The organism is Bacteroides sp. OF03-11BH (assembly GCF_003604005.1).
Classification (GTDB): domain Bacteria; phylum Bacteroidota; class Bacteroidia; order Bacteroidales; family Bacteroidaceae; genus Bacteroides; species Bacteroides ovatus.
Genome location: NZ_QTMW01000011.1, coordinates 160,533 through 182,837, shown reverse-complemented (window position 1 = coordinate 182,837; position 22,305 = coordinate 160,533). Strand labels below are relative to the sequence as shown.

General features: G+C 43.1%; 12 protein-coding genes. All 12 read right to left on the bottom strand.

Annotation, left to right across the window (positions count from 1 at the left end):
• Positions 1-16: 16 nt before the first annotated feature.
• The 12 genes from DXA54_RS11115 to DXA54_RS11060 all read right to left on the bottom strand — a co-directional run bounded on the left by DXA54_RS11115 (position 17) and on the right by DXA54_RS11060 (position 22,124).
• Entirely contained in the window at positions 17-1,507 is a 1,491-nt protein-coding gene (locus DXA54_RS11115; protein ID WP_008648979.1) for a glycoside hydrolase family 30 protein, read from the bottom strand.
• Positions 1,508-1,537: 30 nt separating this feature from the next.
• A complete protein-coding gene (locus DXA54_RS11110; protein ID WP_165863238.1) occupies positions 1,538-3,073 on the bottom strand; it encodes a RagB/SusD family nutrient uptake outer membrane protein in 1,536 nt (511 codons plus the stop codon).
• The gene (locus DXA54_RS11105) at positions 3,073-6,078 is read right to left on the bottom strand and encodes a SusC/RagA family TonB-linked outer membrane protein (protein WP_008648975.1); all 3,006 of its coding nucleotides are present in this window, start codon (positions 6,076-6,078) and stop codon (positions 3,073-3,075) included. Before DXA54_RS11105 ends, DXA54_RS11110 begins: the two co-directional genes overlap by 1 nt.
• 208 nt (positions 6,079-6,286) lie before the next feature.
• Complete coding sequence (locus DXA54_RS11100; RefSeq protein WP_008648973.1) at positions 6,287-7,933, bottom strand: DUF6377 domain-containing protein; 1,647 nt, start codon at positions 7,931-7,933, stop codon at positions 6,287-6,289.
• Positions 7,934-8,056: 123 nt separating this feature from the next.
• Positions 8,057-10,564: a family 20 glycosylhydrolase gene (locus tag DXA54_RS11095; protein ID WP_120079480.1), complete on the bottom strand. Its 2,508-nt coding sequence runs from the start codon at positions 10,562-10,564 to the stop codon at positions 8,057-8,059.
• Positions 10,565-10,581: 17 nt separating this feature from the next.
• Positions 10,582-11,484 (bottom strand): glycerophosphodiester phosphodiesterase family protein, encoded by a 903-nt coding sequence (locus DXA54_RS11090; RefSeq protein WP_032852706.1) that lies wholly within the window; start codon positions 11,482-11,484, stop codon positions 10,582-10,584.
• Positions 11,485-11,545: 61 nt separating this feature from the next.
• Positions 11,546-13,696 (bottom strand): fimbrillin family protein, encoded by a 2,151-nt coding sequence (locus DXA54_RS11085; RefSeq protein ID WP_008648970.1) that lies wholly within the window; start codon positions 13,694-13,696, stop codon positions 11,546-11,548.
• An 18-nt stretch (positions 13,697-13,714) separates the two neighbouring features.
• Positions 13,715-14,608, bottom strand: coding sequence for a fimbrillin family protein (locus DXA54_RS11080; protein ID WP_008648967.1), 894 nt, complete (start codon positions 14,606-14,608; stop codon positions 13,715-13,717).
• Positions 14,609-14,627: 19 nt separating this feature from the next.
• A complete protein-coding gene (locus DXA54_RS11075) occupies positions 14,628-16,079 on the bottom strand; it encodes a right-handed parallel beta-helix repeat-containing protein (RefSeq protein WP_032852680.1) in 1,452 nt (483 codons plus the stop codon).
• Between the two features lie 55 nt (positions 16,080-16,134).
• A complete protein-coding gene (locus DXA54_RS11070) occupies positions 16,135-17,910 on the bottom strand; it encodes a RagB/SusD family nutrient uptake outer membrane protein (protein WP_008648963.1) in 1,776 nt (591 codons plus the stop codon).
• Positions 17,911-17,923: 13 nt separating this feature from the next.
• Positions 17,924-20,920, bottom strand: a complete 2,997-nt coding sequence (locus DXA54_RS11065) for a SusC/RagA family TonB-linked outer membrane protein (RefSeq protein ID WP_032852679.1) — start codon at positions 20,918-20,920, stop codon at positions 17,924-17,926.
• Positions 20,921-20,951: 31 nt separating this feature from the next.
• A complete protein-coding gene (locus tag DXA54_RS11060) occupies positions 20,952-22,124 on the bottom strand; it encodes a glycerophosphodiester phosphodiesterase family protein (RefSeq protein WP_032852678.1) in 1,173 nt (390 codons plus the stop codon).
• Between the last annotated feature and the right edge of the window lie 181 nt (positions 22,125-22,305).

Below are 22,305 nucleotides of genomic sequence, written 5' to 3'. Positions count from 1 at the left end.
TATCGTTTTAAGGTTCTTATTCCGACTTCGCCCAACGGTAGGAAGTCACTGATTTACCCGGAACATCATAAGCAAAATGACGTTTTCCATCGCTAAAGGTGATTCTCTTTGTCTTTTCGTTATTATTCATCAAGACAAATGCATACGTTCCATCCGGATTCTCGAAAGCAGAGTACATGATATTGCTGTCAGCGTAGCCGGATGCACCAATACGTACAGCTCCCGGTTTCACTACGCTTGAAAGATGAGCGATGATATAATAATGTGAGTTACGGATAATTGTCTTATAATCGCTATTGCTGATATCCACCGCTCCGTAGCATGTCTGGCAACCACCTTCACGATTAGGAGCACGGTCGTTATCAAGCATCAGATTCCAAACAATCACACCTTTACACCAGTTATTTACTGTGCCTAACGCAACTTCTTTCATATCTTCGAGAAGTCGTTTCGACAAATCACGCCCACTGTTCCAGGTTCCGATAGAGGTTTCTGTGAAAAGAAGTTCTTTTTCCGGATAGGCTTTGTGCATATTCAAAAGTTCTTCGCGGTCACCTCCGTAGTTGTGATAAGCAGCTCCGGCCAAATATTGAGAAGCATCTCCATCTTCATAGATTTTACCGGGATAGTTCTTTTCTGATTCAATGCTGCTATAATCATAGTTATGGTCATAAGCATAGATCTTTGTAGTCAATCCGGCATCCTTGAATTGGGGTCCGAGTGCTGTTTTCACGAAATCTCTCTGTTCCTCCCAGCTCATATAAAGCGAAGCGGAATTACCGCGGTTCAACGGTTCGTTCTGGGGAGTAACAGCATAGATGTCAAAACCTTCGGATTTGAATGCTTGTACCCATTTTACGAAATAAGTGGCATAATCCTGATAATAGGCAGGATTCAACTGGCCGTTTGTCCACGATTCCAGTGGAGTAAGATCTGTGAGGCTTTTCACTTTCATCCATAGCGGACATGTCCAAGGAGCGGCAATGATTTTAATGGAAGGATTGATGCCTAGAATCTCTTTCAGAATGGGCAAGATATAGTTTTTCTCTTCACTCTGCAAAGCGAAATTTTCAATGCCTTTGGTATCACAGCAGGTATATTCGCTCAATGAGAAGTCCGAGCAGCCAATGGAGATACGGATATAACTAAATCCGAATCCTTTATCGTCAGAGAATGTTTCTGTGAGGAATGCATGACGGTCTGCCGGTTTCATTTGTAGAAGATTAAAACAGGTAGCGCCTGTGATGGCTACTCCAAAGCCGTCCATGGTCTGAAACTGTTCAGTCGGGTCCAAGGTAATAGACGTAGGTGCCAGGTTATCTTTTGAGCTGAAATTAACAGCATCACGGGTCAGATCACGAGTCAAACTGTTGGTCGTTGCATAAATAGTCACATCTCCGGTTGGAACGGGTGTTACCGATTTTTCCGCATCGTCACTGTTGCTGCATGCAGCCAGTATGGTGAAACATCCTAAAAAGGTCAATGCTATATTTCTCATATTTATCATAATCGTAAGTTTCTATGTTTTTGAATTGAATTAATAACCCGGATTCTGGTGAATCTTATCGTTCGCATCGATTACCGATTGTGGAATAGGCAATCGATAGGAAGTTTTATCGAATGCGTAAACCTGTGCCTTGCGTCCCGAATCTTTCGAATACACAGCATTCATCACTTCTTCCACTTTATCCAAACGAACCAGATCGAACCAGCGCTGTCCCTCGAAAGCCAGTTCCAAACGGCGTTCTTTCAGCAATGCATTGAGCATGGCATTCTTATTTGAACGGGTAGAAGCAGAAAGTGCTCCTAATTTAGCACGTTCACGAACTTCATCTATAATATCGGCAGCTCCGTCCAAATCCGGTGTATCCTGCATAATCAGTGCTTCTGCTTTCAATAACAGTACATCAGCATAGCGGTATTTGATGATACTGCTGTTAGCCGAACGGCATTTGTACATAAACGGATAGTTATCAGATGGATAATAATTGCTCCAATTACAATCATAGTAAACCACCGATTCTTTGAAACGAACCTCATCTCCTTCCTTTTTGAAAGCGTTAATCAGGTCACGGGATGGTGTCACCCATTTTGCCCATGTAAAGTTGGTATTCCAATTCACCAAGTCACGACCGAACATCCATGAACACCAGTTACCTGCACCGGGAGTAAACTGTGCTTCGAGAATAGACTCTTTTGTATTGCGCATCTTCGCGTCTGTTCCGGCTGCATTCATTCCAAATAAATCATTGAAATCTTCTACAAGATCGAAACCATCTGCTTTCACTTCATCACAATAGTGGATTACTTTCGCATAGTCACGCAACGGTTTCTCTGCATAAATCTTAGCCAGTAACGTACGTGCTACAGATTTGGTAAACAATGTCTTGTTACCCGGTGTGTTGTCCGGAGCATACAGAACTGCATCCAGCAAGTCTCTTTCAATCTGCTGATAAGCCTCTAGTTCCGTATTTTGCTCCGGAAAGTACTGTGGATAAACATCTTCAATATTTTCAGAAGTAATATCGTCCGCCACTGTTGTAATCACCGGGAAATCTCCCCAAAGGCGTACCATGTCGAACATAATCATAGCCCGGAATATTTTTGCTTCCGCTTTATATTGTGCCCGTTCGGCAGTGGTCAATGAGTTATCGGTCACTAAATCAATATTACAGATCAACTTATTGGCACGGGCAATGTCTTCCAAATAACGGTTCCAATCCCGTTCCATCACAGAGTTTGAGCCTTCAATGGAATTGTTTTCAAACGGAACAACTTCTGCTCCCGTTGTACCTGCATAAGCGTTATCCGCATGAGAGTCTGAAATCAGCAGCAAGTCTACATACCAGTGTTCCTGGCGGTCACGCATCTGATTATAAAGCGTTGTCAAATGGCTTTCGACAGCTGCCTTATCCTTGAATACAATCTTTGTACCATTATTTGTCACTCCTTCCGTCACATCCGAATAGGTGTCTAATGGCTCATAGTTCAGTGAGCAGGAAGAAAGTCCCAATAGTAAACCGGAGGTTAATCCGTAAAATATAGTTCTTAGTTTCATAATCTTTCCTTTCATTAGAATTCAACATTAATACCAAACACGTATGATCTGCAATGCGGGTAAGTACCCCAGTCAATTCCTTGTACTGTACCGCTGTTTCCCCATTGGTTTACTTCCGGGTCCATTCCCGAATAACTGGTCCATGTCAGCAGGTTAGTAGCCGTGAAGTAAGGCTGTAAGCGGGTAATTCCCCATTTTTTTAAGAGTTTGCCCTTAACGTTGTATGACAAGGAGACATCCTTTAATCTTAGATAGCTACCGTCTTCCACAAAGTAAGTAGAGTTCAACAGTTTGAAATTAGCTTTAGGCACATCTGTTATCTGTCCCGGAATTTTCCAACGGTTCAATACGCGTGTCGACTGATTTTTACCGTCATACATACCTTCCGTTTCAATCCGTGAGGCATTATAAATATCGTTTCCATAAGAACCCTGGATAAAGATACTCAAGTTGAAACCTTTCCAAGAGAATGTATTTGTCATACCATAAGTGAAATCCGGATTAGGGTCACCGATATAGGTACGGTCGGAAGAGGAAATCTTTCCATCATTATTCAAGTCACGATACATCAGTTCACCGGTTTCAGGATCTACACCATCACTGATAAAGCCATAAAAACCTCCCAAAGCACGTCCCGGCTCATTACGCACCACATAGTCATTGACTACACTCGCCGTCTTCGCATCATAATAGACCTTCTGCAAGTCGAGCTTTGTCAATTTATTCCGGTTGAAGGAAATATTAAAATCCGTATCCCAAGTAAATGCTCCACCACGAAAATTCTTCGAACTGATAGAAAACTCAAAACCTTTATTAATCATTTCACCTTCATTACGGGCAATGGAAGTGGCTGCTGCAGCACCGGCCGGTAATGATACATTCATCAGCATGTTTTTCGTTTTCTTGTAGTAATAATCGGCATTGAATGTCAACCGACCATTCAATATTGTCAGGTCCAAACCGATATTGGTCTGTGTGGTAGTTTCCCAAGTTAAATCAGAGGTACGTAAATTTGCTTGGCTGATAGTAGGAACAGCGTTTGCATAATCAGTCTTATCCCCTTCCTCACCTTTCTTAAACCATTCGATACGACCGATATTGTAACGTTGCAAATAAGCATAATCACCAATACCCGACTGATTACCAGTTTGTCCCCAACCACCACGTAGTTTCAGGTCATCAATCCATGTCAGGTCTTTCATAAACTTTTCCGAAGAAATACGCCAAGCAGCAGAGAAGGACGGGAATACTCCCCAACGATGATCGGGATGTAGCTTAGAAGAACCGTCAGCGCGGAGATTAGCCGTCAGCAGATATTTGCTGTCGAAATTATAGGCTATACGTCCGAAGAATGACATAATCCCCCATTGAGAGGCACCTGTACCTGTATTATCCCAGGATATTTTATTGGCAGCATTCAAAGTATGAATCTGGTCGCTACGATAATGCGACCCGTTAATCCAACTATTTGAATATTCTGAATCCGTCCATGAAGAGCCTGCCATTACTTCCAAACCATGTTTTTTGAAATTCTTATTATAAGTCAACACGTTATCAAATGTCAACACAGTATTTGTATTCCGGTTATCCGAAGCTTCCCCATACTGGTTACGTCCCCAAGTAGTAGAGATAGGATCCAGGAACGTTGTGTTAACAGCATTACGACGGTCAAGAGTAAGAGTAGACTTAAATTTCAAATCAGGGAAAGGGGTCAGTAAGACATTACCGGATGCCAACAAACGGTTTTCTTTATCTTTATTATTTTTTGCACGTGCCATATTCTCCAATGGATTGGTAATATTACCTACACCATAGAAATTATTGTAATACTGGTCAGGATTTAAAGCATCCCAAATAGGTGCATAGGTCGGTGTATTAATCACTGCCAGAATAACTCCTCCACGGTCTGCACCTGTTCCCATTGCACCTCCTCCATTACTTGCGTAATCCGAATAAGAGATATTGGCACTTACTGTCAGCCACTTGCGAACCTGATTCTCAAGATTTACACGAAAGTTATAACGTTTGTAATAAGAGATATCCAACACTCCCTGTTCTTTCAGATAACCTGCAGAAAGATAGTATTTCATCTTTTCATTGCCATTGGACACGGCTACCTGATAATTTTGGGTCTTTCCTGTTGTATACGTTTCATCAAACCAATCGGTACGGTCGGGCAATCCATCCGGCAAAGATACCAGTCCGATTTCATCCTGCAACTCTTTATACTGTGTCGCATTCAAGGATTCTACTTTATCAGACACTTTGTTCAATCCGAACTGAGCTGTCAGAGAAACCTTTGCATTTCCGGCAGCACCAGCTTTCGTAGTAATAAGAATCACTCCATTGGCAGCACGAGAGCCGTAAATAGATGCCGAAGAAGCATCTTTCAAAATCTGCATGCTTTCAATATCATTCGGAGAAAGGAATTTGATATTGTCTACAGGCACTCCATCTACTACATACAGCGGATCATTACTACCATTCATTGAAGTTGTACCACGTACACGGATAGACATTTCACCTCCCGGCGTACCATTAGGCTGAACCACCGACACACCGGCCGCTTTACCTTGAATAGCCTGTCCTGCAGAAACAATAGGGCGCATATCCAAGTCTTTGGTGGATACGGAAGAAATAGCAGTCGTCACATCTTTCCGTTTTACCGAACCATAACCGATGACCACCACCTCATCAAGCACTTCATTGTCTTCCTGAAGTGTGATTTTCATCTGTCGGGCTGCCTTTACCTCCTGCGATTTGTAGCCCACGTAAGAGAATATCAAAATGGCGTTTTGCTGAACGTTTAGTGTAAAGTTACCATCCAGATCGGTAATTGCTCCGTTAGACGTACCTTTTTCCTGTACACTAACCCCGATTAACGGTTCTTTTTGAGCATCCAGAACCTGACCGGATGCTGTTAATTGCTGTGCGGATGCACTCAAAGATAAAAACATTGCCAAGATAGCAAAGAAAATCTTGCGACTCCCCGAAAGGATTTTTCGCCTGTTCTTTTTCATGCGTACTAATTTAAAAGTTAATAATAAAGTTCGTCTGCAATGGAGCTATTCTCATTGCTTTCGAAGCACAGGTCAAAAGTATAAAGAAATTGAGGCGAGCTAACAAGGAGGGGTCAATAAGTGGATTACCCAAAATGATAATCCATTTATTACCAGCAATTTGCGCACAATAAGTATCTCTAAAAAAGTGGTTAGTTTACAGTCTTAGTTAGCGAATCTTCCGTACTAAATCTTCAAAATCCTCTCTCGACCCACGGGCTTTGTTCTTCACTTTCGCCCGGTAATTATAAATTGTATTCACTGAATAACGAAGAAACTCCGCAATTTGTGAACTATCCTCAATGCCTAAGCGTATCAAAGCAAAAATTCGTAGTTCGGTATTCAGCAACTCATCTTTTTTCAATACAATCTGCTCATTCTCCTGTAAGAGGTCATTGAACTTTTTCACAAAATCGGGGAAGAGATGCAAGAAAGCAGTATCAAAGTTCGCATATAACTCTTCCAGTTCTTCATCAAGAGCATCCTGCGAACGCGTTATCTTTAATAACTCTGCAATCTGTCCGGCAGATACTTTCTTATTCACCATACGCCGATAAGCATCCAGCCGATTGATATAGGTAGAACACAGCTTGATAAAACGAGCAATATACTCTTCCTTAATCTGATTAGACTCCGAAAGTTCGATATTGGTAGAAGACAGACAGCTATTCATTTGTCTCAATTCCTCATTCAATCCATTCAGCTGTCCGTTAGCCACCTGGAGATGATTTCTTGCATCCGCCAGCTTTTTCATCTGACGGTAGATATAGCCTAAAGCTACAATCAATAGTACCAATAATGCGGTGATAAGCAGTAGATTCTGTTGCAGACGGTCATTCTGTTTTTCAATCATAGCTTGGTAGGTCTTGTCAATCAACGAAAGCACATCCGCACTCTGCCAGCTACGCAGACGGGCATTATAGAATTTCGTCGCATTCCAGGAAAAACGCATATATTGATATGCCCGTTCCATATCACCATCTTCGTAAAGTAGTTGGGCAAGCATCCATAACGAGGCATGGTCCTTAATGGCAGAACGAATATCGGATATGGCAGAAAGACAAAGATTCTGTTTCTCTCCCAGATTATCATTACTATATTTATAAATCAAAGAGCGATGGTAAGTGGCCAATGCATACTGTGGAGTATTCACTTCTGTTTCTGCCAGCCGGAGGTCATTCACTTTCAGGGCTTCCTCATACTGATGCTGGTCACGAAGCAATGCTTCGCGCATCATCAGATATTCTTCCGATTCAGGGGGCAATATGGCATATAAAGAATCTTTATATGCCTGCGAAATGGTCCAGTAATGTCCTGAAAGAGTTTTATCCTGGGTATAAACGCTCAATTCGCCATACACATGATCAAAGCAAGTGTAATAATCAGCTATTAAACGGGATACGACCTTCTGCCGGTCTACCGATTCTAAAACATCAATAGACTCTGTATACATTCCCGTTGAAGATAATAATAATGAAAGCTGCAACTGACTTTCTATCTTCCGGTCTATATCATGCAAGCGCTCCGCAATCTGTATATTTTCATTCAAATAATAGATTGCAGAGTCGCAAATAAAGGCTTTATATTCTTTGTATATCTGACTATTCAGGTTATAATGTTCCACAGAATTAACTTCTATTCCGTGTGTCAGTTCTTTAAGATGTCTGATACGCGATTCACGTTGAACCACATAAGTCTCATGCTCCCGAATCGTCAAATCAAGCACATTCAACAATGAGTCCAGGGTCGTCTTATCAGCCCAGGTATATAGTGGGAAAGAGAGAAGTAGAAGAAACAACAGGTACTTTTTTTTCATCGGAGTATTAAACTTTAATAGAAGATTACAAGACTAATAAAGACAAATGTAGAGAAAATCTTCGTATTTTAAAGAATAAAACAGATAGAAATTAAAAGTACATCTATTATACTATTCCACTAATTACTGTAAATAACAGCTGGTTACACTTTGCTTATCCCTATAAAACAGTTTTGCTTTTACAACAGCAGGCTCACAGGTTATAGGGGCCTCCCATAGCATCGAATCAATCGTCGGTTCAGTCCCATCCGTCGTATAGCGTATCTGTGCTCCTTCGATAGGAGTATTCGCATACAGAAGTCCGTCTCTGACGAAGAGTCCGGGATGAGGTAAACGGAAGTTTACCCCTAACTGGCTCCAATAAGGCATTTCCTTTACACTGATTTTCTCATAAAATAGTGCCAGATCCCGGTCAAAAGCCTGTTGCTCTGCTGCTCCGGAGAGGACTTCCCAATCCGGATGCGCGTTCCAGCCACGTTCTACCAGTCCCATCACTTTAGGAAACATATAATATTCTACCCATTGAAATCCTCGAATTGTTTCGGCAAACAGTTGGGCCTGTACGCCTTTTATCTGTTTCCTGCCGGATGCAGTCAATGCCGTTTTTCCTTTTCCTGCGGAACTGATCTCAACCGGATTACCCGCCATATCCGTACGGGAAGAACGATAGACATCGAATGGAAGCATGGAAAATGCTTTGGATTCATCCACGTATCCACCCCAGAAATGTCCCGGTTCATCGGGATGAGCATCATAAGCCAAATCCAGATAGAAATTATTCACATTGCAGAGAATAACCGGATAACCGTTGTTGGCTATCTGATAAGGAATTTCATCCTCTTTCCATTCGGGAACAGTCTTCCACGAATTGATACCGGCTGCGTGTTGAGACAAATAAGTATGAGTATCTTTCTTATGCCCCAAAGCTACTTCCTGCCAGCCATTAAAGGATAAATTATACTGTTGTAAACAATCAACCACCCGGGTAATGAAATATTCGGCCAAATCATGTGCCTTTTCCATTCCCTGTTCTTCCATGAGCGTTCTGCATAAGGGTGATCCCATCCATGCCCCTTTAGCCACTTCATCACCGCCTAAATGAATGGTGGTCAGTGGTGCATCCGCTTCCTTGTACATGCTCACTATTTCCTGAATCACCTTCTCCATAAAACGGTAAGTGGAAGGTAAGGCTACATTCATAACATTATCCGTATAGGCCTGTGCGGAAACATATCGGGAAGTATCCTGCAAGTCACTCAAAAGATATTCCTTTGCTTTCTCCGGGTCTGTATCGATGTATTTCTGATAACGTGCATTCATTGCTACAATCGCCGCACGCGCATGGCCGGGAGATTCTATTTCCGGAATTACCTGTACATGTCTTTCGGTTGCATATCGCAATAAATCAATGAATTCCTCCCGGGTATAGTAACCATTTCCCGATGTAGCGGCACACGGATCATATCCACCATCATAAGCCGGATACAACCTATCTTTTTCATCGGTAGTATGTCCTCGCCGTGACCCAATGGCAGTCAGTTCTTCTAACCCCGGAATTTCCAGTCGCCAACCTTCATCATCCGAGAAATGGAACTGGAGCACATTCAGTTTGTAAGAAGAGAGAATATCAATCAGTTTCTTCAAGTGATCCACCGTTGTATAATTCCGGGCAATATCCAACATCTGTCCCCGATATAATAAATCCGGATAATCCACTATAGACATTGCTTCCAACCGGAATGGGCTTTCCTGCCCTTTCAGTAACCCCAACAGGGTCTGTGCTCCGTTAAAAATACCATGTGGAGTAGTAGCGCTAATCCTGATCTGCTGACCGTCAATACTCAACTCATAATATTCCTCATTAACTGCTTTCTTCTTGTCAGAAAGGTAATCCAGAGTAATGGTTACCGAAGCTTCCGGCACTACTTCCAAGCCATACCATCCGGAAAGTTTTTCTTTTAGCAGTTTTCCCTCATTGGCAAAATCCTCATGAAAAGTCAAAGCTAGTTGTTTTTCTAACAAGATATTACCTCCGGTAGTAATCACCTTTTTTATGGAAGGTATTATATCCGTCGAACGAAACTCCGGAGTATTCGCATTGTTTAAACGAAGGTTTGTTTCGTACGTTTTCCGAGCAATCGTTCTTTGCCATTCCGTCATAGGTAATGGTATGTTATTCAATGTTACAGGAAGTGGCTTACCTTTCGATGCTCCCGACTGGCTCACCCAGTAGCTTCCTTCGGGCGCATGCGAATTCTTTGGCACTTCCCCATCACACTGGAAAATCACTTTCAATGAATCTCCCGGAGCTAATGAGATAAATCCCTCTCCCGGATACATTTTAAAAAGAGTTGCATTCACTTGCTCCACTCTAACCGGTGACGAAGCATCCTGCCGGATAGTACGGGGAAACTGCGAATAATAAATCTCCCATTCTTTTCCAACAGGAGTATCTGATATATTCTTCAGTACAAATGAATTTTCATAATATTTACCATTCTCATCGTAGTTTCCCATCTCCCAAGTTAAAGAAATCGGAGCTCCCGAATCATTCGTCGATTTACAACCGCCTGCAAAGAATAGGATGCACAGCCACCCTACTGTCCATAAAGAAAATTTTATATCATTCATAAATTTAGCCTTAGTGATTAGTCATGCCATCCTTTACTTCTCAAATAATTGAGCATAAAAGCCGGACTGTCTGTTTGAAGAATTCGTGCTCCCAACTTGTTTATCAGATACCCATAACTAGCATCCGGATCTTTCTTTGCAGCCTTATCATCATGCCCGCCTGCCAGAGAAGCCCACAAAGTATTATACCAGATCAGACTTTTTCCTGCCAGCCTGCGTTCCATTTCGGCAGGTACCGGGCTAGAAGCATTTCTGTAACAAAGCTCAAAAGCAACCGGATGCAACTGTTCCATATAATCCTCGACAACCTTCATCGATTTTTCCTCATCAATCGTTACGACAGGCATATAAATCACCTTATCCAGATAAGAGCCGAACTCCCGCTTCACCGTCTCCACCGGTTGAGCACCTTTCATTATAACCAAATCAGCAGTATCGGTTTTCCTCAATATAATATATACATCATCAAAAATAGGGTAGGCCTTATCCAGATTAACCATAATCTGATCTTTGGCTGCCAACAATGCTTCTTCCAAAGTAGGAACAGTATGTTCCGTTAACTGACCATCCTTATCTTTCAACCGGAGTTGCTTTATTTCAGCCAACGTTTTATCTTTTACTTTTCCTGTACCATTAGTAGTGCGATCTACCGTATCGTCATGCATGAGAACCAACTCACCGTCTTTCGTCTTACGGATATCTATCTCTACAATATCCACTTTCATCTGAATAGCACTATCGATAGCCGCCAAAGAGTTTTCGGGGGCAATACTCCAATTTCCGCGATGCGCCACCACTAAAACCTTATCTAAGTGCGGATTTAACACATCCTTGCGAATGAGCTCCGCCCGTTGTGCAGCCAGGAAACCTGGCTGCAGACAGAACAGTAACAAAAGCACTATAAACTTGCTTTTCTTCATATCTTTCATTTGTTATTTAATCTTCTTACTTAATTCAAAACCTATTATATCTTGGTCACAGTTACAGTCCTGCATCATAAGCACCAGCCTGCATCTTGTTGACATTACGGGTTGCTCCACGCTGGTCTACTCCAAAGCCGGCTTCACCAACCCAGTCCACAAATTGCTGTCCCACAGTCGCATCAAAGGATTTCACTGCATTTATCACAGCCTGTCTGGTTGCAAATTCGTCAATAACCCCGGTCACAGTCCATTGATAAACGCCATCCGTTAAAGTAGCAGCTGGAAGAGTTTGAGATGAATAATCCGTATCCGTAGCAACTGCTCCCCAACCGGCATCTGCCGCCTGATATACATTGTATCCACCGGAAGTGATATTACCTGCATAAATAGTTCTGTTTCCAGCTCCTTTGGCAAATAAAGAGTTGACCACAAGAGAAGCATTTTTCCCTGCACGGAAGACACCATTCGGATTGCCCGAATTTCCAACAATCGTAGTATTGGCAAGCATAAAGTAGGCATCTCCGTTGACAGTGATGCTATTTCCTCCTGTAGCTGCCGTGCCAAGTACGGTTACATTATTCATGCAGACATATCCATTTCCGGCATGAATACTAGTTCCCCAAGCGGTTGGTGCATAATTCTCATGCAACAAACAATTATTCATAAACAGGAAGCTATTTGCTGCGGTAGTAGTGATGGCTCCTCCCCGCCCTGTCGCTTTATTGCTCACCACTTCCACCTGATTTAACAAGACTCTTCCCTTTGATACTTTAACAGCTGCTCCGCCATCTGTTCCACCATCGCTTCCGCGATTAAAATTCTTTATGACACAATTATTCAATTGCAGGGTTGCGTCACCTCCACCTGCCGCAACAAATACGGCACGAACACTTCCTGCATCGCTCAATTCATATTGTCCATTGAAAGTACAGCCATCGAAAATAATATTTATCTGATTACCCAATACTAATAAAGAGTTAGACGTCGCAGATGCTCCACTACTGGTATTTCTGACAAAAGCAGTCGTATATTTAGCAACGTCACGTTTCGTTAAATCTGTTCCCGTGCTTGAAGGATCATATCCGCCTTCAATCGTTATTTCCACTTGCTTACTATAACCGCTATATTCTATCTTCACTCCAGAGTTTTCTTTCACAATCTCATAAGAGCCTGCAGCTACATAAATCTTCTTACCATCCAGTTTGGCTGCATTAGCATTGGAAATTTCACTATTGCTATTCGTTTGCAATAAGTTGCGTAACGCATCTACTCCCATTGCATTATCCCAATCCATACCGGTCGCATTTCCAGCAGGTTGCTCTTTCACATAGTAAGCGGCCAGTTGAAGTTCTTCCGCATCTCCGCCCGGCAAAGTACCGCTATCCCACGGAGAAACAATCGGTTCACTGATAGTTATGATCGAACCTTCCACTTTTAATGTGAATTCATAACACTTTCCAGATTTCAGTTCCGGTATACCGGGCAGCACCAGATCTTCGCCCAAATAGTTCAAAGAAACAAAGGTAGCAGTTGTCCCGGCTTTTCCGGGAGCCACAATGGCAGTGTACGTACAACCATCCTGTCCTGCCTTACCACCTTCGGGAACTGTAATGAAAGGGGATATTAAAGAAGTACCCGATACCACTTCCCCGTTTGTATATCCCTGATAGGAACCAATCTTTACTCCCTGAACCTTAGCTTGTCCGCCTACATCTGCAAGCGTCATAATCACTTTTGCCATTTTCCGGTTCATACCCAGACGAAGAATACGGGATCCGTCGTCTGTTGCATTCTCTACGGTACACGTCATATAATCGGCCTTAGCCAGGTTTTCCAAACGTTGCTGGTTTGTGGGAAGTGTAAAATTAGCCGTACTGGCTCCGTTCACTACCGGATAAAAAGCCGAATAAGTTACCGGTTCCGCACCCCATCTTAAATAATAATTATCGGTCGGCACCCATTTTCCTTCCGAAAGTACATAATTCAAATACCCATCCTCACAACTTAATTGAATCTCATCACCCTCATTAAATTGTTTCTGCTGATCTCCTGCCGCACTGGGATTACTGCGGGTAAAGGCAGTATTAATAGCAGCTTCAATCTGAATAGCACCGGAATCTTCGCCGTACATAGCTATATTCTTATCCGTATCACAGGCCGCCATACTCGTCAGTAAATACGCAGCCAATATCAGTTTTGTAATCTTCATTGTTTATCTCCTCCTTCTTTAATTCCGGTCGATAAGTTGTCCGGTTGCCCAATTTCTTGCCATCTTAGCAGCCAATCGGACAGTTGTGTTTACATTGAGCGTCAAGGTATGTTCCACTCCTTTTTCCAATTCAATGGCTTCCTTTGCAGTCCAGATATACAGCTTTCCATCATAGCTGAAGTTCACAGAGAAGCCCTCTGCTATTTTTTGCGGAGGCAGAATACATTCGCAAGATTCCGTCCCTTTATAGGGAGCCACAGTAGCCACTACCGCATCTGGCGCAGGAACAACTATCGGAACCGTTGCCGACAAATCACAAATGCCATTAACAACAGCCCCATTGATAGACATATCCCCTAACTTATTCATCGCAGCATCTGTCGTTCCATTGACTGTGATTTTTATAAGCAGCTTGCTCATGGCATGACTCAAAGAGATTTTCAGCTTTCCATCCGCAGTTAAATCCTGCTCCGGGTCGACTGTTGCTTTCATCAACAAAAAATCGGAGGACTTCACATTCTCTTCAGTAGTCTGATTGGTAAGAGCATTGACTGCCAAAGAGGCATCCGGAGCAGCTTCACTCATATAAGGCGCATACGCTATCATCGTCACCGGCGTTCTTTCCGCATCCCAAAGCATCTGCTGACCGTCGGACGTACTCCAGGCATTTCCGGAACTAACCATTTGCTTATGATAGTTATAAGCAGCATTCTCGCTATTCCGGATCATCAATCCGAAACGTTCCAGATTCGTTACGTCATACCCTGCACGCGACAAAGGTTCATTTACTTCTGTAATGATACGGATTACATGGTCTTCGGGAAAACTACCCGTTGACAGTAATTCATCCTCATTATTTGAGCATCCGGCTAGTCCGACACCCAAGGCTATTATATAAAATATTTTCTTCATGTTACAGTCGTTTTAGGGTTTAATTGGCCAGAACAGCATCATAAGCACCGGCCTGCATCTTATTGGCATTACGAGTCACTCCCCGCTGGTCTATTCCGAAAGCATCTTCACCGATCCATTCCACAAACACTTCTCCCAAATTAGTAATAGGCGAAGCCACCGGGTTAAAGCTTTTCGCAACTTCTATTACTGCCTGCCTGGTAGCATATCCTTTTACCGAACCAATCTGATTGAGATCCCACACATACACTCCCTCCTCATTCAGCGCACCGTTCACCTGATTAGGATAAGCCGTATCGGATGCACTCATCGTTATCCCCGTCACACGCTGATACACATTATATCCTTTCGAGAAAGCTTCAAAGTTACTACCATTCAGATTAAAACTCGGAGCCGAAGGATTTTCTGAAATCAACAAATTATTAATAAACTTCGTATCACCGCCAACTCCCGTCTCACAGCGCACAGCCCCATGACTATCATTCGCATTTCCAATGATTGTATTATTAGTCAGCAGTATACTACCTCCTCCATTCAAAGCGGCACCTGTCCCCATATTCTCTATCAGCGTGGTATTGTTTATACAAATATGTCCTTCCGACATCTGAATACCATTTCCCCACGAACCGTTATGAGAATTACCTTTCAGCAGACAGCCATTCATAAATACCACCGCCGTCTTGCTACTACAACGAACAGCTCCTCCACGACCTGCAGCCGTATTGTCCAACAAGCTTACCTTATTCAAACGTACCTGTCCCGACAAGACAAAAACAGCCGGACCACCCTGCTTGGCAGAAGTCGTTACTCCCGACTTACAATCTCTAATCACGCAATCGGTCAACTCAATAGAAGTATCACTGGCACTGCCACTCACATAAATTCCACTACCACATTCGGTAGCACTGGCATCTGCTTCAGATACATATCCATACTGAAAAGTAACCCCTTCAATAGCTATATACCCTTTCTTGACAAGCAACAAACCACAATCACCGGCATCCGCCTGCTTATTTCCGTTCACATCACCACTGATGACTGTCACATACGCATCTATATCACGTGCCGAAACATCCGTCCCTTCACTAAACTGACTATATCCGCCCTTAATCGCTTTGACATCCTTGCGAACGATTACACCAAGCCCACTCTCTTCGGACATTATATATTTCCCCTGACTCATATAAATCGTACTCTTGGAGAGATCGATTGAACCGCTCAACAACTTACGGAAGCCAGCCGCATCCAGTGCCTGTTCCCAAGAACTGCCATCCATCTCACCTTCACCGAATTGAGTCACAAAGTAACTCTCCAATCCTTTCTGCATAATCACTTCTTCGTCCAGATCGTCATCGTAATCCGTCATCATAGGTGGGTCTATCATCTCATAATCTTCCTGGCATCCCTGTGCCAACAGAATCATGAAAGCCAGCATACATATCTTCGATATTATGAATAATCTATTTTTCATTTTCTTTCTTTTTTAACTTGTACATTAGATAAGAATAATCGCAAATTCACCGATTTCACCGGGAAATATCCGGATAACCGGGATTCTGTTTCAGATATTCATTCTGTTCCAGCTGTGTCTGCGACAAGGGGAACAGCTCATAATGATTGTCTGCATCCCTTGGTTTGTCCCACCATGCCTCCTGATACCTGCCGAAACGAATCAAATCTGTACGACGACGGCTTTCCGCCAGAAACTCCCGTCCCCACTCATCTAGCATTTCTTTCAGATCGAGCACCACGTTCCCTTCCGGCTGGTAAGCGATATTCGCTGTAAAGTTTTCATAGTTGCGCTTACGCACGCTGTTCAGCAATTTACCAGCCTCACCCGCCTGTCCGAGGCGAAGAAGAGCTTCAGCTTGAGAATAAATAATCTCTGCCAAACGAATCTCTGTATAGTCAGACTCAATATAATAACCTCCGGTAAACGGATAGAAAGGATATTTCACGCAGTAAAGTCCAGAGTTGAAGTCCCCATTACCCAATTTAGATTCCTTATAAGCCGGATTGGAGATATAACCAGACTCTGCATTCCCTTCGAATCGTCCGACCTGATCACGTAAATAAATCACATATTGATTATCCGGATTCTTGGCATATCCTCCGCTGACAGCGGAGTTGGCAATCTTACCTTCGAGGAAGAACATACCTTCGCGAGTATTGTTACCAGTGTTCACATATTGCTTATAACGTATGTCCCCCTGATATTTAGCAAACTTTTGGGTAACCATTCCTAATCCATAGTCGAACAGTTCTCGTGGCTGTTGATTGTCATAGCTCGGTGAAAGCGCGTATTTCGGATTCCGTTCACCGTTTCCTTCTATTTTCAGGTAATACGCACTACCATAAGGTAAACCACGTCCGTAAACTGTCCTTCTGTCATTTTGCAGATGCCAGCTGGTCAGCCCATAAGAACCAGGAAAACCGAAGATCACCTCATTACACATTTCATTGTTCCAGTCGAAAGGTTCATACCAGTTATCCGCAATCGCATAATATCCGAACTCTCCTCCTATGATACGTTTACACATATCAATGCACTCCTGCCATTTAGCCTGGCCGATCCATACCTCTGCATTCAGATAGAGACGCACCAATAAGGATGCCGCAGCAGCTTTCGTGAACTGTCCCTGCTGGCTACCATTTCCAGATTGTCCACTCTTGGAAGGTAAAGCTGTCAGACAGTAGTCTTTCAATTCACTCTCGATGAAATCGAACATCACCTGCGGAGAAACTTGTTTCCGGTTTTCCGGCAGTTCGTTCACTGCCTGATCCGACGTGGTCGTTAGAATGCAGTTGCGATGTGTATTCAACAGACGAAGATAGCCCCAGGCACGCATACAACGTAGCTGCGCTTTAAAACTTTCAAATTCACTGTCGCTTAAACCAAAATTAGACGGGTTCAACTGTGCCAAGTCATCCAATACCATATTGCATTGACCAATGCCTACATAAAAGTTGTCCCATTCACTCAACCAGTCCCCTTGATTAATATCGTCATATTGATGACGATGATACATTTCCCACAGTCCTCCATCGTACCACCAAGTACCACGAGTAGGAGTAATCAGCTGGTCCGCCGGTAGTTCTTCATTCTCATGACGTATCCAGATACAGCAGTACATGTGTTCAAAAGGACGGAAGACAGCATTGATAACATCCTGTTTCGTGTTATAATAGTTCTTGGACATCACCTGGTCATACACCGTTTCCGACAGATCAGTACAAGACGGTAGGCCTAACACTGTACCTGCCATCATACCCAATCCTATAATATATTTTGTTATTCTCATAATTGTTTTTCTTTTAAAAACTTACTTGTAAACCTAAAATAAACTGGAAAGCAGATGGATAATAGTTGTATCCTCCTCCGAAAGTACCCGGTGTCAGTCCATTCACTTCGTATGTAGAAGGATCTACACCTGTAAATTTCGTAAACGTATAAAGATTGTTAGCTGTACCGAACAAGCGTATCTTTTCGATGTACTTCTTATTCAGGTTCATTGTATATCCTAAAGTAATGTTGTCTATCTTCAGGTAATCACCCGGCTCGATGAAATAGTCGGTAATCACATTCTTACCTGTTGTGATATGTGCATTCTTCGAATAAGCGGTGGTCAACTGATTGGTACTCATACTCTGTAATCCGAAATAGAAATCGTGCACGTTAAAAATGTCAAATCCGGCAGCACCGCGAAGAGCAACAGTCAAATCGAAGTTCTTATAAGTGAAATTATGCGTCATAGAACCGGTGAATTTCGGCAAACCGTTTCCGGTCACTGCTTTGTCTTCTTCCGTACCCTGGGATACAGGGATTACATTTCCCTTCTTGTCATAAATCAACCAGTCACCCTTTTTATCCACTCCCGCATAACGGTATGTGAAGTAGTTACCGATACGCTCTCCCTCTTCAATCCGCTGCAAATATCCCGGATTATTGGGGTTTGCCATGTTACAGGTGGAGTAATATTTCTGTCCCTTGTACACATCATTGGAGAAACTGACAAACTTGTTATTATTGGTAGCACCTACTAATGTGAAACTATAAGTAAAGTCTTTTGTCCGAACAGCATTGACAGTTATATCAAGCTCGAAACCGGTATTGCGCAATGTACCTACATTGGCATAGATGGTAGAGAACAAATTGGGCGGAACCGATACGGAATAGCTACCGAGCAAATCGCTTTGTTTACGGTGGAAATAGTTAAATGAACCGGTCACTTTGTGTTTGAAAAGCGAGAAGTCCAAACCGATGTTCTGGTTGTGTCCCTTCTCCCAACGAAGTTCCGAATTGACATTCTTACTCGGTCCCCAAACATGGAAGTTGTTACCCCCATACTGATACCAGCCATAAGCCTTATAAGTAGCCAAAGACTGGTAGTTACCTATTTCCTGATTACCGGTTACACCATAGTCATAACGCACTTTCAAATCGTCAATCCATGAAAGTCCTTTCATAAATTTTTCATCCGAGATACGCCAGCCGACAGACACAGCCGGGAAATTACCCCATTTATGATTCTCACCGAAACGGGAAGAGCCCTCGTGACGTAAAGAGAAAGTAAACAGGTAGCGCTCTTTCCAGTCATAATTGACACGTCCGAAGAAACTGATTAGTTTATGGTCATTCTTATAAGAACTCATCATGGTTTTCCCTTCTTTGGCTGCTTCCAGACCGGAGCCCAGATTATTATACGTCAATCCATCGGAAGAGAAATCCCAGTTCTCGGCTCCCATTCCCGAACTTACACCGTAATTATAACTATAACCCACCATTGTACGGATTTGGTGATCCTTAATACGTGTAGAGAAGTTAGTCACCCATTCCAGATTGTTATTAGTACTTTTATCAAAATCACGGCTTGCTTTTCCTGTAACGCCCGAATTCACATTAGGACCGTAAGTAGATGGTGTGAACCATCCGTTGAACTTATCCACCTGATACTGGGAAATGGTAACCTGTGATTTCAAGACCATGTTCGGATTTGTAGGATTAAACAACGGCAGCAAATTAACGGCAGCAGTAGCATTCCATTCCAGCAATTTAATCTCCGTACCATTTTCTTCCTCGTTCAATTGTTCAACAATATTCGAGCTATCTCCTCCGGACGGAAAACGATAGTACCCATTAGCTGATTCGGGATCATAAACCGGCATCGTCGGATTATTCTTAATAACGCTACCATACACACTGGCTGATTTGTTCCGGTCGATGACACGGGGAGTCATGTTGGCAGCAAACGTAAACAGGCCATCTTTCGTTGTGTGACTGATAGTGGCACGTGCACCATATTCCCGACGGTCGGAACGCAAGTCGATTCCCTGCGCTTTACGATAATCAGCTGTCACACGATAATTGGTCCTCGCATTACCTCCGGAGAAGGTTAACGTGTGCATGTGTGTCACTCCCAAACGGGTAACGGCATCAAACCAGTCTGTACTAGCTCCCATATCGGAAAGTGGATTAGACACCGTACGATAAGCACGATATTCCTCCGCATTCATGATGTCCAGCTCTTTCTTTGCTTTATTGAAAGTGACAGCAGCACTGTAAGTAGTATGCACTTCCCCGTCACGGGTTCCTTTTTTCAGATTCACAAGGATTACACCATTGCTACCGCGTGTACCATAAATAGCGGAAGCGGCACCGTCTTTCAACACATCGATCGATTCAATATCGGCAGGATTGATATTTGTCATATCCCCTCCCGGCACTCCGTCTACAACAATCAACGGACCCAGCCCGGCATTACGCGAAGATATACCACGAATCTGGATACTTCCCGTACTGTTCGGATCGGCCAAAGCCGTATTGGAAACAGACACACTGGATACTTTTCCCTGCAACAGCATGGAAGCATCAAGACTGGAGATTTGATTCAGGTCTTTCGCACCGACATGCGAAATAGCCGAGGTCATTTCTTTCCGTTTCATCGTACCATAACCCACCACTACCACTTCATTCAAAGCAGTGGATTCTTCTTTCAACACGATTTTCAGTAATTGCCGGTCTTTGACAGCCACTTCTTGTGTTTCATAACCGATATAAGAGACTTTTAAATGTCCGTTCTGCGGGGTATTCACCTGGAATTTACCGTCGATATTGGTAATGGTGCCTTGTTTTGTCTCTATAACTACCACCGAAGCTCCGATGACAGGTTCCCCCTTTTCATCGATCACCGTACCGGATATTTTACGTTCCTGCTGCACTTCCCAGGAAGCTCCTCTTGCCTGGATGCCGGAAAACAGCATCAGCAATATACCTAACAGACAGGTACACGTTCTACAATAAATATTTCTCATAAATAGATGATTTTTATATTAGATGATAAAGTTAACGAAGCCCTCTTGCCTGTAATGCCGGAATCAACAAGTCCGGTAAATCCGTTTGTATCATACATACCATCGGATAGATTTGCAAGAGTTCGTCCAGATAAGTCTCGTTCAACGTCCATTCGGACACACTACTGCCACTGGCAGGAAGCATATTCACCGTAGCAAGCATTCCATCATTGATTGAACTTCCCAAAGGAGTGCTTTTCCCATTCGTCAGGTAGCTGTATTGCACGAAGTAGTTACCCGGTAATCCTATCATCGGTTTATGACTTCCTGTCCATGTATACACATGTGCCTTGGGAGTAATACCCAATACTTCTTCCGCTTTCTGCGCACTGTTACAGTAGAAGAATACAGATTCCATCATATCCAGTTTCATCACGATATCCACCACTTGTTGCGAAGTAGCTGTACGCGGAGAGTAGTCAAGATTGTAATAGATTCTACCGCGTCCTGCTTTCAGAAACTCTTCCAGAGTAGGCATCTTTTCATCGGTCACCCGGCCATTCCGGTCTTTCAGGTTGTACTTCTGTATTTCCGCATAGGTCATTTTCGTAATGTCACCCGTACCATTTGTTGTAGCATTGATCGTCTGGTCATGGCAAACCACTACCACTCCGTCACTTGTCACATGAGTATCGCACTCGATCACTTCAGCTCCTGAATCAATGGCATCCTCTACGGAAGAAACAGAATTCTCGGGAACAGTCCTGTCGGACGTATGTGCCCGGTGTGTCATAACCCATACTTTTTTATTGTCCGGCTCTCTGAATTGCTTCATCGCCTCCGTCAACGACAACAGATTATAGATACGGATTCTCTTCTGCACCTCATACTGACCTGCCGTAACGTGTAACGTGTAGTCACCACTTTGGGTATAGGCATAAGTGATAGGGGTGGCAGCTTTCCCCTCCTTGACCGTCCCGTCACCAAAATCGACAGTAATATCGGTATTTCCATCAATGTTGTTGAATTTGACCTCTACCACCTCTTTCAGCATGGCACGAGTACTTACTTGCAGGTAAGGATTCTTTTTCACAGGATCGTCGTCAGAGCAAGCGTTGCAAACCATTCCCAGTAGAATAGCCCAACAGCATAACCAGCTTATAGGCTGGCGTTTTGTTCTTCTTCCTTTTTCCGGAACAAAAAAATGCAATAATTCATTTTTCATTTGTATTTCTATAAAGGTTAGTTAATAAAAAAAGGAACTCCCGAAGACGGAATCAGTTCGTTCCGTTCGGTTATGACAAAAATAGAGGGAAATGCCCCGATAAAAAATAGCAAAGGGAATATAAGTGGAAATATACAATCCACTCAAAGAAATAACTACCTGATAATAAACACATTAAGAC

What these genes read in the sequence shown, in the direction of transcription:
- DXA54_RS11115 (WP_008648979.1), bottom strand. Translation starts at nt 1,507, where the DNA reads ATGATAAATATGAGAAATATAGCATTGACCTTTTTAGGATGTTTCACC.
- DXA54_RS11110 (WP_165863238.1), bottom strand. Translation starts at nt 3,073, where the DNA reads ATGAAAGGAAAGATTATGAAACTAAGAACTATATTTTACGGATTAACC.
- DXA54_RS11105 (WP_008648975.1), bottom strand. Translation starts at nt 6,078, where the DNA reads ATGAAAAAGAACAGGCGAAAAATCCTTTCGGGGAGTCGCAAGATTTTC.
- DXA54_RS11100 (WP_008648973.1), bottom strand. Translation starts at nt 7,933, where the DNA reads ATGAAAAAAAAGTACCTGTTGTTTCTTCTACTTCTCTCTTTCCCACTA.
- DXA54_RS11095 (WP_120079480.1), bottom strand. Translation starts at nt 10,564, where the DNA reads ATGAATGATATAAAATTTTCTTTATGGACAGTAGGGTGGCTGTGCATC.
- DXA54_RS11090 (WP_032852706.1), bottom strand. Translation starts at nt 11,484, where the DNA reads ATGAAGAAAAGCAAGTTTATAGTGCTTTTGTTACTGTTCTGTCTGCAG.
- DXA54_RS11085 (WP_008648970.1), bottom strand. Translation starts at nt 13,696, where the DNA reads ATGAAGATTACAAAACTGATATTGGCTGCGTATTTACTGACGAGTATG.
- DXA54_RS11080 (WP_008648967.1), bottom strand. Translation starts at nt 14,608, where the DNA reads ATGAAGAAAATATTTTATATAATAGCCTTGGGTGTCGGACTAGCCGGA.
- DXA54_RS11075 (WP_032852680.1), bottom strand. Translation starts at nt 16,079, where the DNA reads ATGAAAAATAGATTATTCATAATATCGAAGATATGTATGCTGGCTTTC.
- DXA54_RS11070 (WP_008648963.1), bottom strand. Translation starts at nt 17,910, where the DNA reads ATGAGAATAACAAAATATATTATAGGATTGGGTATGATGGCAGGTACA.
- DXA54_RS11065 (WP_032852679.1), bottom strand. Translation starts at nt 20,920, where the DNA reads ATGAGAAATATTTATTGTAGAACGTGTACCTGTCTGTTAGGTATATTG.
- DXA54_RS11060 (WP_032852678.1), bottom strand. Translation starts at nt 22,124, where the DNA reads ATGAAAAATGAATTATTGCATTTTTTTGTTCCGGAAAAAGGAAGAAGA.